This is a genomic window from Thermobifida sp., from assembly GCF_017577275.1.
Taxonomy (GTDB): domain Bacteria; phylum Actinomycetota; class Actinomycetes; order Streptosporangiales; family Streptosporangiaceae; genus Thermobifida; species Thermobifida fusca.
In genome coordinates this window covers 487,163-502,346 of record NZ_PITY01000020.1, presented here as the reverse complement: position 1 = coordinate 502,346, position 15,184 = coordinate 487,163, and the positions used below count along the sequence as shown (strand labels likewise).

10 protein-coding genes are annotated in these 15,184 nt (G+C 64.6%); 9 read left to right on the top strand and 1 reads right to left on the bottom strand.

Features of this window, described 5'->3' with window-relative positions; translation table 11 throughout:
* Window positions 1-2: 2 nt before the first annotated feature.
* Entirely contained in the window at window positions 3-545 is a 543-nt protein-coding gene (locus CW348_RS07220) for a DUF6542 domain-containing protein (protein ID WP_011290919.1), read from the bottom strand.
* 175 nt (window positions 546-720) lie between these two features.
* Here CW348_RS07220 and ychF point away from each other — a divergent pair, with 175 nt between their 5' ends.
* The 9 genes from ychF to CW348_RS07175 all read left to right on the top strand — a co-directional run bounded on the left by ychF (window position 721) and on the right by CW348_RS07175 (window position 14,625).
* Window positions 721-1,815: a redox-regulated ATPase YchF gene (ychF, locus tag CW348_RS07215; RefSeq protein WP_011290920.1), complete on the top strand. Its 1,095-nt coding sequence runs from the start codon at window positions 721-723 to the stop codon at window positions 1,813-1,815.
* A 589-nt stretch (window positions 1,816-2,404) separates the two neighbouring features.
* On the top strand, window positions 2,405-3,388 hold the full coding sequence (locus CW348_RS07210; RefSeq protein WP_104612945.1) for a conjugal transfer protein: 984 nt from the start codon (window positions 2,405-2,407) through the stop codon (window positions 3,386-3,388).
* Window positions 3,389-3,485: 97 nt separating this feature from the next.
* Window positions 3,486-3,797 carry a hypothetical protein gene (locus CW348_RS07205; protein ID WP_011290922.1) on the top strand — a complete coding sequence of 104 codons (312 nt, stop codon included), beginning with the start codon at window positions 3,486-3,488 and terminating at the stop codon, window positions 3,795-3,797.
* Between the two features lie 12 nt (window positions 3,798-3,809).
* Window positions 3,810-7,127 carry a conjugal transfer protein gene (locus tag CW348_RS07200; RefSeq protein WP_287463236.1) on the top strand — a complete coding sequence of 1,106 codons (3,318 nt, stop codon included), beginning with the start codon at window positions 3,810-3,812 and terminating at the stop codon, window positions 7,125-7,127.
* Entirely contained in the window at window positions 7,124-9,607 is a 2,484-nt protein-coding gene (locus CW348_RS07195; protein ID WP_011290924.1) for an ATP-binding protein, read from the top strand. Before CW348_RS07200 ends, CW348_RS07195 begins: the two co-directional genes overlap by 4 nt.
* Window positions 9,604-11,967: a type IV secretion system protein gene (locus CW348_RS07190; protein WP_287463234.1), complete on the top strand. Its 2,364-nt coding sequence runs from the start codon at window positions 9,604-9,606 to the stop codon at window positions 11,965-11,967. Before CW348_RS07195 ends, CW348_RS07190 begins: the two co-directional genes overlap by 4 nt.
* An 86-nt stretch (window positions 11,968-12,053) precedes the next feature.
* Window positions 12,054-12,704: a hypothetical protein gene (locus CW348_RS07185; protein WP_104613139.1), complete on the top strand. Its 651-nt coding sequence runs from the start codon at window positions 12,054-12,056 to the stop codon at window positions 12,702-12,704.
* Window positions 12,704-13,870 carry a bifunctional lytic transglycosylase/C40 family peptidase gene (locus CW348_RS07180; RefSeq protein ID WP_287463232.1) on the top strand — a complete coding sequence of 389 codons (1,167 nt, stop codon included), beginning with the start codon at window positions 12,704-12,706 and terminating at the stop codon, window positions 13,868-13,870. The genes CW348_RS07185 and CW348_RS07180 overlap by 1 nt, the downstream gene beginning before the upstream one ends.
* Window positions 13,870-14,625 (top strand): hypothetical protein, encoded by a 756-nt coding sequence (locus CW348_RS07175; protein WP_287463230.1) that lies wholly within the window; start codon window positions 13,870-13,872, stop codon window positions 14,623-14,625. The genes CW348_RS07180 and CW348_RS07175 overlap by 1 nt, the downstream gene beginning before the upstream one ends.
* The last annotated feature ends 559 nt before the right edge of the window (window positions 14,626-15,184 follow it).

The window sequence follows — 15,184 nt, the reverse complement described above, 5'->3', positions numbered from 1 at the left end:
GGTCACGACAGACGGCGGGAACCGCGGCGGTGCCGGGTGGTGAGTTCCGCGCGCAACTCCCGCACGTTCTGCGGCAGTCCGCGCAGCAGGGCGATCACCAGCAGCAGCGCGGTCCCGCCGAAGAGCCACGGGGCAGCGTCGGTGAGCCGGAGCCCGACCCCGATGGCCACGCTGCGCAGCACACTGTCGGCTCCTACGCTCAGCACGCATTCAGCGAGGAGTACCCCGCAGAAGTAGGCCAGCGGCGGGCTCACGCTCAACGTCAGCAGGTCTTGGGGACGCACGGTCAGCACGGCTAGCCCGCAGGCGAGCACAAAACCGGCGCCGTTGACCGGCGGGTAGGCGACAGCGGTGGCGAGCAGCGCGGAGACCAGGCTGGCGAGCACGATGCAGAGCACCGCGCCGCGGGCTGTGAGCCGAACCCGTCCACGGGGTGGTGAAGGCGAAGCACCGGCGCGGTGCCGGGGTGCGGACGCGGACCGCCGCGGTGCGGCAGCAGACCGCCGCGGCACCCGGACTTCCCACGTGTCCCGCCGTGTCGTCACCGTTCCTCCCCTCGTGATGGCTCATAGTGGCCAGTGTCTCACTTCGGGTGAGGTGTCCGGTTCTCCGGTGTGTTTCGTGTCGCCCTAGGAGGGATCGGATTCCGGTCGATCATCGGGACGACGGGGATTACTGCTGGCACTGACCGCTCATAACGGGTGTCTAGACTCGAGAGTCGTGAGTCTGTCTATCGGGATCGTCGGCCTGCCGAACGTCGGCAAGTCCACACTGTTCAACGCGCTGACCAAGAACGACGCCTTGGCGGCGAACTATCCTTTCGCCACGATCGAACCCAACATCGGAGTGGTCGGTGTCCCCGACCCGCGGCTGGACACTCTCGCCGAGATCTTCGGCTCGGCCAGGACTGTTCCGGCCACGGTCACTTTTGTGGACATCGCGGGGATTGTCCGAGGGGCTTCCGAAGGGGAAGGGCTAGGCAACCAGTTCCTCGCCCACATTCGGGAGACCGACGCGATCTGCCAGGTCATCCGGGTGTTTGAGGACCCCGACGTGACCCACGTCGACGGGGTTGTGGACGCCGCGCGCGACATCGAGACCATCAACACCGAGCTCATCCTGGCCGACCTGCAAACCTTGGACAAAGCGCTGACCCGGCTGGCCCGGGAAGCCAGAGCCAACGCCAAGGACAAGGAGAAGCAGGAGACGCTTGCCGCAGCGGAGAAGGCGCGCACAGTCCTCGACTCCGGAAAAACCCTGTTCTCGGGGGCCGCTGAGGCCGGCGTGGACGTCGGACTGCTGCGCGAACTGAACCTGCTCACCACCAAGCCGTTCCTCTACGTGTTCAACGGCAACCTGGAAGCGTTCGCCGACGAGGCGTTCCGCGCCAAACTGTCCGGACTCGTGGCCCCGGCCGAAGCGATCTTCTTGGATGCCAAGCTCGAAGCGGAGCTGAGCGAGCTCGACGAGGACGAGGCAGCCGAACTCTTGGAGTCGATGGGGCAGACCGAGTCCGGCCTGGCACAACTGGCCCGGGTCGGTTTCGACACTCTCGGGTTGCAGACGTTCCTCACCGCGGGGCCGAAGGAGGCGCGCGCCTGGACGATCCGGAAGGGCGCTACTGCCCCCGAGGCGGCCGGGGTGATCCACAGCGACTTCCAGCGCGGTTTCATCAAAGCCGAAGTGGTCTCCTTCGACGACCTTGTGGCAGCGGGCTCGCTGCAGGAAGCCCGGGCCGCGGGCAAGGTCCGCATGGAAGGCAAGGACTACGTGATGGCTGACGGGGACGTGGTGGAGTTCCGGTTCAACGTCTAACGGGCGCCGCGGCGGAGCAGTCTCCGCCCAGCGGCTCTGCTGACGGTGCGGGGTGCCCTGTTCCCACTGGGGAGCGCACCCCCGCGCTTGCGTGACGCGGCCGCGCTGGCCTCGACCGTGGAGGCGCGGCCCCGCGTTTCCGCTGCCGCTGCCCGCACCCGGCCCGGTACGAGGGGCGGACGGCAGCGCAGGCTCCCTCTCCGCAGCGTGGAGCGCGGATGCCGTGTTGCCTGGGAGGGACGTTCCGCATGCGTGCTGTGTCCGCTGCTGTGGGGGAGTTCCTCCGCAGCTCCGCTGAGAAGATCAGCTTCCTGCGCTATCCACCCGCCTTTTCCGTTTTTTCGGATCACCCGTAAATATCCGCAAGGGGTGGCCGTTTTCTGATACCGCAGAGAAAATTGACGTGACTGTATCGTGCTGTTGCCCGATCAGTCCAGGTCAGGTATTGAGAGCGGGAAAGAAACACGTTCCGGTAATCCGCGCGTAGATCCCGGATCATGCCGCACTATGGAAGATGGGATAAACAACAGACGGATGGCGGAACCGGCGGCCCCGCGGCGGGGCGCGCCCGTGTGTGGATGGAGGCGCAATGGCTGGCAGGTCAGCCGCTGGGCGCGGGAGCGTCATTGACGAGGATGCTCCCGCCGAAGCGGACGAGACCTTCGACGCCGCCCCGCAGCCCGGTGGGGGACGGCGTCCCCGGGCCGGTGCGGGGGGCCGTTGGTGGCTCTGGGTCGGCCGCGCCGTGCTGTGGGCATTCATCATCGTGGTGATCGTCAACGGCGTGTGGCTGCCGATACGCGAGAACTTCTTTCCCCAGTCCACGCAGCAGCCGGTTGGCGAAGACACCGTGGAATTCCCGGAAACCGCCGCAGCCTCTCTCGCCGTGCGGTTCGCCGACGCCTATCTCAACGCCGATCCGGAAAAAGCGAGCGAACGCGCTGAAGCCCTCGCCCAGTTCGTCCCGGAAGGCCGTGTCACCGCTTTCGACCTGCCCGGGGTCCAACTGTCCGCTACCGGCATTGAAGTCATCACCGTCGAGGTGAAAGACGAGCACAACGCGCTCGTGCGGCTCGCCGTCAACGTCAACGGCGAACCCATGACGCTCGACGTGCCCGTCTACGCCGCCGACAGCGAAGGAACCGCCCTGGTCGTCTCCGGCCGCCCCGCCCTCCTCGCCGCCCCCGAGAAAGCCAGCCTGCCCGACACTTCGTTCGCCACCGACTCTGAGGCGCGGGCAGAACTCGAACCGATCCTCAAAGGCTTCTTCGAAGCCTACGCGCACAACCACGAGCACCTGGACCGCTACCTCGAACCGGGCGCCGAGGTCACCGCACTCCCCGGCGACTTCCTCCGGTTCGGCAAGATCACCGACACCAAAGTGCCTCCCGCGGTCCCCGGAGCCACCCAAGACGTGCGCGTCGCCCAAGTCACCGTGGTGTGGCTGATCCCGGACGGAAGCGGCGGGGACACCACCGCGGAACTCACCCAAAGCTACGACGTCACCGTTGTCGGAGATGACGGGTCCTGGTACGTACGCGACATCCGCGGCGCGCTCAACTCGTTTGACTGACGGGCGCGCCACAATGGTCGCGATTAGGCCAGCCATTGTGCAAAGAGAGGCAAGGACCATGCAGGACAGTACCCAGGAAAGGGAGGGGGTCGGCTAAATGCTCTCCCTCCTCACCGGCTTTGCAGCCGACCTGGCCGCCGCGGCATCCACAACGTTGCATCTGGCCGCCGAGGTTACGGACAGCCCCAACACCACAGGGCTAGCGGACTGGCTCCGCGGATTTTTCGGGCCCCTGTTCCTGGTGATCGTGTCGATCGTCGCGATCTTTTTCCTGTTCACCAGGGAAATCACGCGATTCGCGCAGTTCATCATCCTGGCGATCTTTATTGGGATCGTCTTCTATGTGCCCGGGATCATCGAGGTCCTCGCCGTTGCTATCGCGCGAGCCATGGGCGTGAGCACCGAGTAGGAGGCCGGGGACGTGGATCTGCCCACATACACCAGGATCTGGCGTATCGAGAAACGGCTGTACAAGCTGTACGACTTCCGGCTGCCGGTCCCGGTCTCGCTCGTCACCATCGGTGTGTTCGTGGGCACGTCCGTCGTCTGGTGCCTGCTGATGGGGCTGCTCGGGGTCCCCTTCCACACCCCCTGGCACGTGGTGTGGCTTGTCCCGCCCGGCGTGATCACGTTCCTGGCCACCCGCCCCGTCATCGAAGGCAAGAGCCTCACCGAACTGCTGCGCTCCCAACTCGTCTACGCCACCGAGGCGCGGGTCTACACCCGGCTCGTCCCCCAGTACGAGCCGGACCGCATCATCGTCACGGCCCGAGTGTGGCGCCGTGACCCGGCTGCGGGACCCCTCCCCGGACTCGGCAGGACCACTATTCGACACACCGAACCGGAAACCGAGGTTCTTGAAGCCTCGGCCCGCGAAGACCACTCCGAGCCCGCTGCGACACCCGACGGTGCACCGGCGGCCTCCCCCACCCCTACACCCGCCCACCACGAACCCGAGGAGCGGCGGTCCGCCCAGCCGCCGCTGTTCCGGCGCGTCCTCAACTACTTCGGTTTCGCCCTCCCCGAGAACCCTCCTGCCCGCCAGGAGGAGCCCGCTCCCGCACCCCTCGCCTCCTCGACTGCTGCCGCTCGCCGGGCAGAACTGGCCCCCCGCAAGAACCGGGACGACGCCCCGGCGTTCCGGACGGGACGCGACACAGGGGACACCGCCACCGGCAACGACGACCACCCGTCCACCGCGGCCGAGACGGTCGCGGTCCCCGCTGGGGACACCCAGCCCGAGCCGCAGGACTCTGACGCGCACGCCCGTGAACCGGACGCCGCGGCGACACGGGACGAGGAGGAACGCAGAGCGGCTGAGGAGCGTGCCGCAACACGCCGCCGAGCCGAGGAGATCATGGCAGCACCCGAACCGGAGCCGACACTCGCCGCGGAATCCGCGCCCGCCCCCAACACGGAACCGGACGCGGAGCCCACCTCCACTGCTGACGTTCCCACCCAGCCGTCCCGAGCCGACGACTTCGCCGACCACGCTGCCGAGCCAGCACACCGGAAAGCGAAACGCCGCCTGCGCGGCCGCGCCCAAAGCCACGTGATCGCCCGGCGCATGCAGCGGGCCCGCGCCCGTGCTGAAGCCCACGAAGCGCAGGCTGCAGCACACCCCACGCCCACCGAAGAACCCCAGACCCGGTCCGAGGACATTCGGGCCGCAGCCGAACCGGTCGTCCGCGGCACCGCGGAACCGGCCCTCCAGACCGGCCAGGGCACTGCCCTGCCCGCCCCCGCGGAGGAGCCGCGGCCGCAGCGCCGCTCCAACCGGCCGCGCCCGCACGCCGCCCCCTGGGACCTTCCGCCGGTGGCCCGGACCAGCGACACCGGTGTGCCTGCCCCGAAACCGTCGCCTGCGCCTTCCCCGTGGGAGGAGCCTCGCGACACCGCGGACGTCTCCGCGGCAGAGGACGCGGCTGTTGTCCCCGCCGAACCAGCCGTCCCGGCCGAACCTGACCCGCAGGCCGATTCCGGGACGCCGGAGGACACCGGCCCCGAACCCGCCCCCGCCGCACCGTCCCCCACTGCCGCGGACAGCGACGAACCCGCAGCATGGGAGGAAGACGTCTCCGCCACCCTGCCTTCCCTCGCCGAGCAGATCCGCGCCGCCGGATCCGGGAAACCACGCTTGGAGATCGACCACGGCACCGGGGAGCTGGACAGTTTCGTTGATGCGGTGCGTCCGCGTCGCGGTGAGGAGGAGTCGGCTGCGTCCCGTGGGGGTGAGCAGCCGGAGCCGGTGCAGCAGGCTGGTGAGCGGTCTGCGGGCCGTTCCGCGTCTGGCAAGCCGCGGTTGGAGATCGACCACGGCACCGGGGAGCTGGACAGTTTCGTGGACGCGGTCCGCCCCCGCCGCACCGAAGAAGAACTCGCCGCCATCGAACAGGCCGCGCTGCGCAGCCGCGGCTTCACCGACCCTGCCGAACGCACCACCCCGGCCGACGGGGACAACCGCGACCCGCTGCCCCGACGCCACTCCAACCGGCTCGCCCGCGGAGTCCGCTCCGCAGGCCAAGCCCCCCAGCGCACCCCGGACACCGAACCCGAGCCGACCACCACCGGCTCGGACACGGACCGCGGCCTCTTCACCCGGTTCGTGGACAACGCGCGCAAAGTCGGCGGCATCCTCACCCCCGCCCGAGGCACCAGCACCCCGGACCAGCACACCGACGAAGCAGAGAAACGCCCCGCACCCAGCAAACCCGACCTGCAGCTCGACCACGGCACCGGGGAACAGCAGCACTTCACCGGCGCCACCCCGCCCCGCGGCGGCACCTCCGCGGGCACCAAACCCGCCTCCCTCAAAGACGCCTCCGGCACGCGCGGCTGGCGCCGACTGGCTCGCGTCGTCACCGGCGGACACTCCGCCAACGCCAAACCCCAACTGTCGCCCGCCGAAATGGAACGGCTCCGCAAACCCTTGGCGGGCTCCCGCGGCGTGGTCGTCCTCGGCTGCACTGGCGGCGCGGGACAGACCATCACCACCCTCATGCTCGGCCATACCCTGGCCGCCTACCGCGACGACCATGTCGTCGCCGTCGACATCAACCCGGGACCGGAGAGCCTGTCGCGGCGCATCCGCACCGAAACCCCGGAAACCCTCACCTCACTGCTGGCCAACACCGACGCCCTGCACGCCTACTCCACCCTGCGCGACTACACGTCACGCACCCCCAGCGGACTGGAAGTCGTCGCCACCCTCGACGACCCGTACGTGCAAACCCTCGACGACCGCGACTACGTCACCCTGACCGGCACCCTGCGGCGGCACTACCAGATCATCCTGCTCGACCCGGCCGCCACCGGTGTGGCCCGGGCCCTGCCCGTCGTCGACGGACTCGTCCTCGTCGCCCCCGCCAGCGCGGACGCGGCCCGCTCAGTCGCGTTGACTTTCGAATGGCTCGACGGCCACGGCTACACCGACTTGCGGTCCCGGTCGATCGTCGTCATCAACGGGGTCAGCCGTCGCAGCCTCACCGACGTGGACGCCGCTGAGCAAGTCGCCCGCGGCAACTGCCGCGCCATTGTCCGCATCCCGTGGGACGACCACATCGCTTCGGCCCAGTCCGTCATCGAAGTCCGGTCCCTGCGGCACACCACCCGCCGCGCCTACGCCGCACTCGCGGCGGTCGTCGCCGACCACCTTAGCCACACCGGGCACCAACGAAGTGAAACGGCCGCCCCGACGCCGCTTCGCCGCCCCACATCAGCGCAGGAGGAGAGCCGATGAAGTTCAGCAGACGCGCCAGCAGGCTGGCGGTCCGCTACTTCGACGATCGCGTGCTGCTCAGCGACACCGAAGCATGGGCTTACTTCCGCCTGCCCACCTTCTCCTACGAGTTCTCCACACCGGAGGAGCGCGAAGCTTTCGCCACCAACATCACGATCGCGCTCGCCGCGATCCGGATGAACGACGCGGAAGTGCACCTGCGGATCGCCCACCGCACCTATCCGGCGGTGGAATGGGCGACCCGGCTCGATGAAACATCCGACTCGGGGCCCGGCTGGTACGAGTACCTCGACGAAATGTACCGGCACGTGTGGGCGAAAGACTTCTGGACCAAAGAGGTCTACCTGGGGGTGCGCCTGGGGCAGCGCGGGGTGCGCGCCCAACTCTCCCAAGGCGTGTTCGCGCAACTGCTCGGCATCTACCAGCGCACTGAGCGCACCCTCGGCTTGGAAGACGACGCGGTCGACGACCGGGAGATCGCCCGCTGGACCGCCCAAGCCGAACGCCTTGGCCGGGCACTCGCCGCCAGCTCGCTGCATGCCCGCCACGCCCGGGCCAGCGAACTCGCGTGGCTGCTCCGCCACTCCGTCACCGCCACCATTGAAGAACCCCGAGAGTCGGCTGCGGGACGCCGCCGCTGGGGCCGCGGCGAAATCGAAGCGCTCGTCGACGGAGTCATCCACAACGGCCGCTCCTACCTGCGCCTGGAACAGCCCGGCGGGGAAGCCTACGTCTCCTACCTGTCGTTCTCCCGCTTCCCTGACCTGATGCCGTTCCCGGACGGCGAACCGTGGCTGCACTACGCGGACGCGCTCCCGTTCCCCGTGGAAGCGTCGCTGCGCATGAAACTGGTGCCGCCCGCCAAGGCCAGTAAGGACGTGTCGCGCCGTCTCGCGCATGCCCGCGACATGCAGGCGCACATGAGCGAAGCCGGGGCCGAACCCGACATCGCCCTGGTGGAGCAGATCAACGCCGCCCGCATGCTGGAGCACGGCATCACGAAAGAGCGGCTGCCGTTCGTGTACGGCTGGTATCGGCTCATCGTGGCCGCCCCCACCTACGACCTGCTCGTGCAACGGGTCGAAGCGGTCACCGAACACTACCGGGACATCGGTATCGACCTCACCCAATCCACCGGCGACCAGTTCTCCCTGTTCTGCGAATCGCTGCCGGGGGACCGGCTGCGCCTGGAAGCGTACGTGCAGCGCCAGCCGCTGCGCACGATCGCGGGCGGCATGCCCACCGCCACCGTGGAGCTCGGCGACCGCAAAGACTCCAGTGGCGCGGGCTGGATCGGCCCGTACATCGGGGAGACTATCGGCCGGGCACGGTCCATCGTGCACTTCGACCCGCTGGTTGCGGCTGCCCGCAACCGTCCCACCGCTATCGCCATCACCGGGGAGCCCGGCGGCGGTAAAACTACACTGGCGCTGCTGCTCATCTACCAGTTGGCGCTGCGCGGGGTCACGGTTGCCGCGATCGACCCGAAGGGCGACGCCGCATCCCTGGTGAAACTGCTGCAGCGGCGCGGCCGCAAAGCGCGCATCATGGCGCTGGAGTCGGCACAGGCCGGGCTGCTCGACCCGTTCGGGTTCGGCGATGACCTGCCGACAAAGAAGACGATGGCCACGGAAACCCTGCGGCTGCTGCTGCCCCGCATGAGCGAGGAACGCGAATCCGCGATGATCCAGGCGGTGGCAGCGGTCGCCGACCAGCCGCAGCCCAGCCTCGGCAAGGTCGTCACCTACCTGGAGTCCGCAGACGACGCCGCATCCCGCAACCTGGGCGCGGTCCTGCGGTCCATGTCCGAGATGCGGTTGGCCCGGCTTTGTTTCCACCCGCAGGGTGACACCCAGGTCGACACGGAGGGATGGACGACCGTGTTCACCCTCGGCGGTCTCACCCTGCCGGACTCGACGGTCCACCGTGACGACTACAGCTACGAGCAGCGGCTCAGCGTGGCCTTGCTCTACCTGGTTAGCCAGTTCGCCCGCCGGTTGATGAACGGTTTGGACTGGCGGGTGCCCAAGGCGATCTTCCTCGACGAGGCATGGGCGGTCACTTCGACACCGGAAGGTGCCAAATTGGTGCCTGAAGTGTCTCGTATGGGGCGCTCCCGCAATACGGCGCTCATTCTGGTCAGCCAAAACGCCGGTGACTTGCTGAACGAACAGGTCACCAACTGCATCTCCAGTGTTTTCGCTTTCCGCTCCACAGAGCGGGTCGAGGTGCGTAACGTGATGTCGCTACTTGGAATCGAGCCTTCCGAAGAACACATTGCTGCGTTGCGCAACCTCGGAAATGGGGAATGCATTTTCCGGGATCTCGACGGGCGAGCCGGACGTATCGCCGTCGACCTCGTTTCGGAAGAGCTGCTCCGGTGGCTTGACACCAACCCGACACGGCGAAAGCCCCAGGTTGAGGAGGACGGCGCTTTGGTGGGCAACACCACGCGGGACATTCGGGAGCCGCTGCCATGACACTGCTGGGCCGGGTTCGGCGGTTCGACCTGCGAAGGGTCGCTTTTTTGGCCGCGTTAATGTTGGCTTTTCTACTCGTCCCGATCGGCTCAGTGCAAGCCGCCGTTCCGGGTTGTGAAGGGGAGCCAGCACCCCAACCTGAAGCAGCAGGCTCGGGTGTAGACGGATTGTTGGTACCGCCTCAAGCAGCGGATGCAGCGGCGGCTTCTCCCGACGGCCTTCCTCCGGACGCCAGCATTTACGGCCAGTACGGAACTGCCGGACAGCAGTGGCACACCATCCGCGAATCCTGCGTGGACAAACTGAGTTCCAGCGCGATGGCCACTCTGAGCAATACCGCCTGGGACTTGTCGAAGACGATCAACCAGTCGACGATCACCGTCTATCAGGCGGCTACCTCGGATGGCCTGCTGGACAACTTTAACCGTCTGGTTGAAAACGTTATCGGTGAACTCCGGGAAGGAATCTGGCGCCCGCTCCTGCCCACAGTGATCATCCTCGGTGCGGTGTGGCTGGGCTGGTACGGCCTTATCCGCAAACGGGTCACTCTGACCATCGAAAGCGCCGTATGGATGGTGGTCGCTACCACCCTGGGTATCTGGATACTCGTTAACCCCGGGCAGATCCTGGGATATGCGAGCACCGTAGTCAACGCGGGCGGGAGTCTTGTTAATTCCGCTGTCGCCAAAGTGACAGTTTCAGGGGCTTCTGCGATTTGTCCTGCTGGAGCTCCCGAACTCGAGAAAGCAGACTGGGAATCAGACGGAGATTTTGCTGTCCGTCAGAATTCTCAAATGCTCTGGTCTGGCCTTGTGTGTAGGCCGTGGGTGGCAGGAGTTTTTGGAAGCGGATTGGTTGCGGATGCTGCTGCTGAACAATATGCGGTTCCTCTATTGGAGGCGCAAGCCATAAGCAGGCTGGAGCAGTATAGAATTGAACAAGGGGAAATTGACCCTGTTGAACTTGTTTCTCAAAAACAGGAAAGCTATCAAGAGATAGCCGAAAACATCGAAAGAACCTATCCTGAAGTTTATCCATTGTTTGAGGGGAGTCAGCAGGGAAACCGTCTTGGTGTAGCAACATTGGCCCTCTTTTCTGCTGTTTTTGCTGGAGGGCTGATACTTGCTGGAGCGGTTGCTCTTATTGTTCTAAAAATAGGGTTCCTCTTGCTCCTGTTGCTTTCCCCTATATTTTTGCTGATTGGAGTTCACCCAGGATACGGTCGAACTGTCTTGGTGCGATGGTTCGAGATGCTTCTCGGGCTTTTGCTCAAGCAGGTATTTATCGTTCTGCTTATTTCTCTTCTGGTCATGTGCTACGGCCTGGTGATGGCCACTGACCTTGGCTGGGGCCTTCAGATGATTCTGCTGGCTCTGTTCACCGTGGCGCTGTTCATCTACCGCAAGCCTTTCGCGAACCTCTTCGCTTCGGTGAACGCCAACACTTTCACCTCGCGCATGGTCAACGATGCGCTCAACAGCCGGGTGCTGGCCGCCAGCGCGAATGTCCTGCCGCCCGTGGCCTACATGAAAGCGCAGAAGTGGGGCCTTGATCGGGCACCACAGCTTGCGGCTGGGGCCGCTGCTCTTCCGGCTGGTGCGGCAGCGACAGCAGGAGCGGCAGCCGGTGCCGATGCAGCAGAAGCCGAGGGCGTTGCCACCGCGGCGGAAGGCGACAACGAGGGTGCGACCGCTACCGAGAGCGGCGGTCGTGCGCGGGCCCGGGGAGTGGCGGGTTACGGCCGGACCCCGGGTAAAGCGGCTCCGCCTCCGCTGAACCTCGACGGCAGCTCCAAATCCGGCGGTGCCTCAAGGGCTGGCGTCGCACCGCAACGGGACTCCTCCCAAGCACCCCGACTCAGCACGGCGTCATCCGCCAGCAACAGTCTTTTCGAAGGAACCGGCGGTGGCGGGGCCATTCCGCCGCGCCCGGCCGGCGGCTACACCGGGGTCGGAGACACCGGATGGAGCTCAGTGTTCGGGACAGGTTCCTCCGGTAACGCGCATCGCGCCGAAGCGGCACCGCGTGCCAGTAAAGACGCCGCGCCTCCACGAGCGGACTCCTCTGCCTCAGGGACCGGCTTGTTCGAAGGCCGCACGGAGACCCCGCCCCAGGGCAGCACACTGCCTCGCCCCTCCCGGTGGGCTGGGCCTGGCACCCGGGGTGAGAAACGGACCCCGCCGCCTGCCCGACCCGCGCCAGCACCGAGCTCCAGTGAGCAGAGCAGCGGCGAAGGCGGTACCTGGCTGAGCGGGTCCCGCAAGGACAAGGACGCTCCGATCAGCCCGTTCTGGGCCGAGGGTGCTGGGCGTCGCGACCGTACACGGGAGGTGCCCTTCTGGTTGGACAGCGATGACTGACCTCGCCAGCTCAAAGGTGCAGGCCGTATAGCGGTCCTGCACCTTGACCCCACCCCTGTAACCACCTCACCAGCAGGAAAGCCCCCATGTCCAAGCCACTTTCCGACGGCGCACAGCGCCTTGTCTTCGGTGTCCTGATCGTGGCCCTCGTCTCCTTCGGCATCTATTGGAGCCTGGGAGGTGGTTCTGACACGTCAGACCCGGAGCAGCAGGAGCAGGTGGCCGAAGGCGGCAGGACTGAGACCCTGGAGGAAGGGGGAGAGGACCAGCCTGTCGAGCCGCTGCCCACCGTGGCGGCTGAAGATATGGCGCTCGCCGACTGGCTGCCCTTCAGCGAAGAAGAGTTCATTGCTGCAGCGGCTGTGGCCCAGGAGTTCGCCACCGACTACGGCACCATCGACTATTCGAAATCCCCCCAGGAGTATTACGACAGGCTCGGCGAGCACGCCACCAAGGAGTATGCCCGGACTCTCGCGCAGAGTTCCGGAGCTGAAGCGCTGTGGGGAGAACGCGCTGAACAGCAGGCGGTTTCCACTGGACGTGCGGTGGTGAAGTCGATCCGCGGCTTCGACGATGAGTCGATCGTCTTCATCCTCAAAGTGCAGTCCATTACGGAAAGCGATGACGGTAAAGCCCAGAACCTTGGGGACTTTGCCGTCACCATGGTCAAAGAAGGCGGGAGCTGGCGGGTCTACGACTTCCAACCGGCTGATGCAGGCAACCTGGGAGGCGGGTGATGCTCCGGCTGTTCGTCCGCGTACCTCCGTCTGACGACGGCAACTGCGCGACCCAATTTGCGATCGGTGTCGGCCTGTTCATCGCGGGCGTGGTGACCGTCGCGGTGGTCGTCATTCCGTTGGCCACGGTCAATCAAAGCGTCGCCAACCTCACCTCTGGGGCACTGAAATGCACCAGTGAGACCGAACAGGTGGAAGCCTCCGGGTACGCCGAGAACTCCATCCCGGAAAACTACCTAGAGATCTACCAGAGGGTCGGGGAGGAAAAAGGGATCCCGTGGAACGTGCTGGCTGGGATCGGCCAGGTGGAAAGCCACCACGGTCGTTGGGACGGACCGGGCATCACGGAAGGACACAACGACTGGGGGGCAGCCGGACCGATGCAGTTCGGTGCTCTGGACGGGTCTGCGGCAGGCAATAGCTGGGGTGGAGAACCGATCATGCCTGTCGAGGACCGTCCAGAGGAAGGCTACGGCCAGGACGGTAACGGCGACGGCATCGTGAACGTGTACGACCCAGAGGATGCCATTCCCGCCGCAGCCGACTATCTGCTCGACCACGGTGCCAAAGAAGACATCCGCCAGGCGATCTACGCCTACAACCACGCCTGGTGGTATGTCGACGAGGTTTTGGAGTGGGCGGAGAAGTACGCGGAAGGCTCGTACACGGCGAGCGCGTCCATCGCTACCGCGGTGAACTGCACGCTGACCGCTGACGGTAACTTCATCGGCAGCGCTCCGGACGATCTGGTCCAAGCGGTGGTGGACTGGGCACTGGCCCAGCGAGGCAAACCCTATGTGTGGGGTGGTACAGGGCCGAACGGTTTTGACTGCTCGGGGCTAGTCATGCGGGCCTACGAGAGCATCGGAGTCACGATTCCCCGCATCTCTCAGGACCAATGGAATTTCGGCCCTCGCATTCCCAAGGGGCAGGAACAGCCAGGAGACCTGGTCTTCTTCGACGTACAGCGGCCAGGAGAACCCCCGGGGCCAGGACATGTCGGCATGGTGATCGGGGACGGCCTGATGGTTGAAGCCTGGTGCACCAACTGCGGGCCTATCGCGGTACGTGAATACGACAGCCCTAACCGGGCGCCGATCATGGGCTTCACCAGGCCGTTGGAGGCTCCGGAAGCTAAAGAACAATTGGAGAGACTGGGTAAATAATGGGAGCTAGACAAGTTAAAAAAGAGGGGATTCATGGGTTTAAGGCGTTTTTGATTTTTTCTGGCTCTGGTGTGTTGGCTGGTCTCCTGGTTGTCTGGATAATTTCTAGCCTCGTCAAGGCTATTTTTGTTTCAGGCTTAGGTGATTCTTCTTCAGGCAGGATTCAGACGGGATCTCCGGTTGTAACTTGGGAACCTCCGCTGTCTATGGAACAAGGATCCTTGGATCTTTGTCGGTCTTTGGAGACATCTGGGCAAGCTGGTGCCTTTAGAGAAATGGGGCCGGTGAGGATATCTTCTGAAGATAACTACAGTGACCCTGGTCCTGATGCTGAAGATCGTATAGTCCAAGATGACTGTACCTGGGAAGTGTATAGTTCGACAGGAAATAAATGGATTTTCTCTCTGAGTTATAAGGTTTTTGCTGGTAGTTTTTCTGATGAGCAACGTCTGAAGCAGGCGAAGGATCTTCTTTCTGAAGAGAAATCTTCTGTTAATGAAAAATTCGATTCATTAATAAATGAAGAGTTGATGGCTGATATGGCCGATGAATCTTTTGCTTATTATGGTCTTGGAAAAGGAGGTGAAGAGAATCTATATATTTTTTTGGGAAGAACTAGGAGTGGGGTATTTTGTATAGAGGTAAAGATTCCAGTTTCTTCTGGAGGTTCCGATTTGGAAGTTGAGTTGAGGACTCTTATTCGTAAGTTGGTTCCAGTGATTGACACAAGGCTTGAAAGGATGATTCCTGCTTGATGATTTTATAAATAACTCGTACTTAATAGTTTCTGCGAAAGCCATCTAAGCACTGTGTAACCGCTATCGAAGAGCGGTCATACAGGCCGTTGAGTTGCAGTGTTACTTCTCTGAAGACAGTGTTGCGCTGCCATGGTCGGGGAGCACAGCCGACGTAGCGGCGTCCTGTGAACGGTCTCTTAGTGCCTCAGAAAGTTGAGTCGTAGAAACAGATCGGCGTGCTCGAGCTTCCCAGGCGGGCTAGCAGCGTTCCTCCTCTTGTCTCATTGGGTCGGATGTGTTCAGGCCTACTCGGCTTTTTCGGCTAACTCGCAGATGCCTGGACGGGCACCGTAGCTGCTCGCGGAGATCAGCCAACCATCGTTGAAGTCGCGTGTGGCATAGCCGAAGGTGCGGCCTGCGGCGTGCTTCTTGTCCCGTAGCAGCCCGAAGCTGTACGCGCTCCCGTATCCGCGGTCAGTCCATACCCCGTACCTCTGGAGCCAGGTGCAAAACGGGCCCGCTAGCTCCAGGAGAGGCGGAGAGCTAAAACGGGCCCTGGTGGGAGGGAAGAAGGCTT

Excerpts from the sequence above, each read along its gene's own strand:
- CW348_RS07210 (WP_104612945.1), top strand. The coding sequence starts at position 2,405 with ATGGCTGGCAGGTCAGCCGCTGGGCGCGGGAGCGTCATTGACGAGGAT.
- CW348_RS07205 (WP_011290922.1), top strand. The coding sequence starts at position 3,486 with ATGCTCTCCCTCCTCACCGGCTTTGCAGCCGACCTGGCCGCCGCGGCA.
- CW348_RS07195 (WP_011290924.1), top strand. The coding sequence starts at position 7,124 with ATGAAGTTCAGCAGACGCGCCAGCAGGCTGGCGGTCCGCTACTTCGAC.
- CW348_RS07190 (WP_287463234.1), top strand. The coding sequence starts at position 9,604 with ATGACACTGCTGGGCCGGGTTCGGCGGTTCGACCTGCGAAGGGTCGCT.
- CW348_RS07185 (WP_104613139.1), top strand. The coding sequence starts at position 12,054 with ATGTCCAAGCCACTTTCCGACGGCGCACAGCGCCTTGTCTTCGGTGTC.
- CW348_RS07180 (WP_287463232.1), top strand. The coding sequence starts at position 12,704 with ATGCTCCGGCTGTTCGTCCGCGTACCTCCGTCTGACGACGGCAACTGC.
- CW348_RS07175 (WP_287463230.1), top strand. The coding sequence starts at position 13,870 with ATGGGAGCTAGACAAGTTAAAAAAGAGGGGATTCATGGGTTTAAGGCG.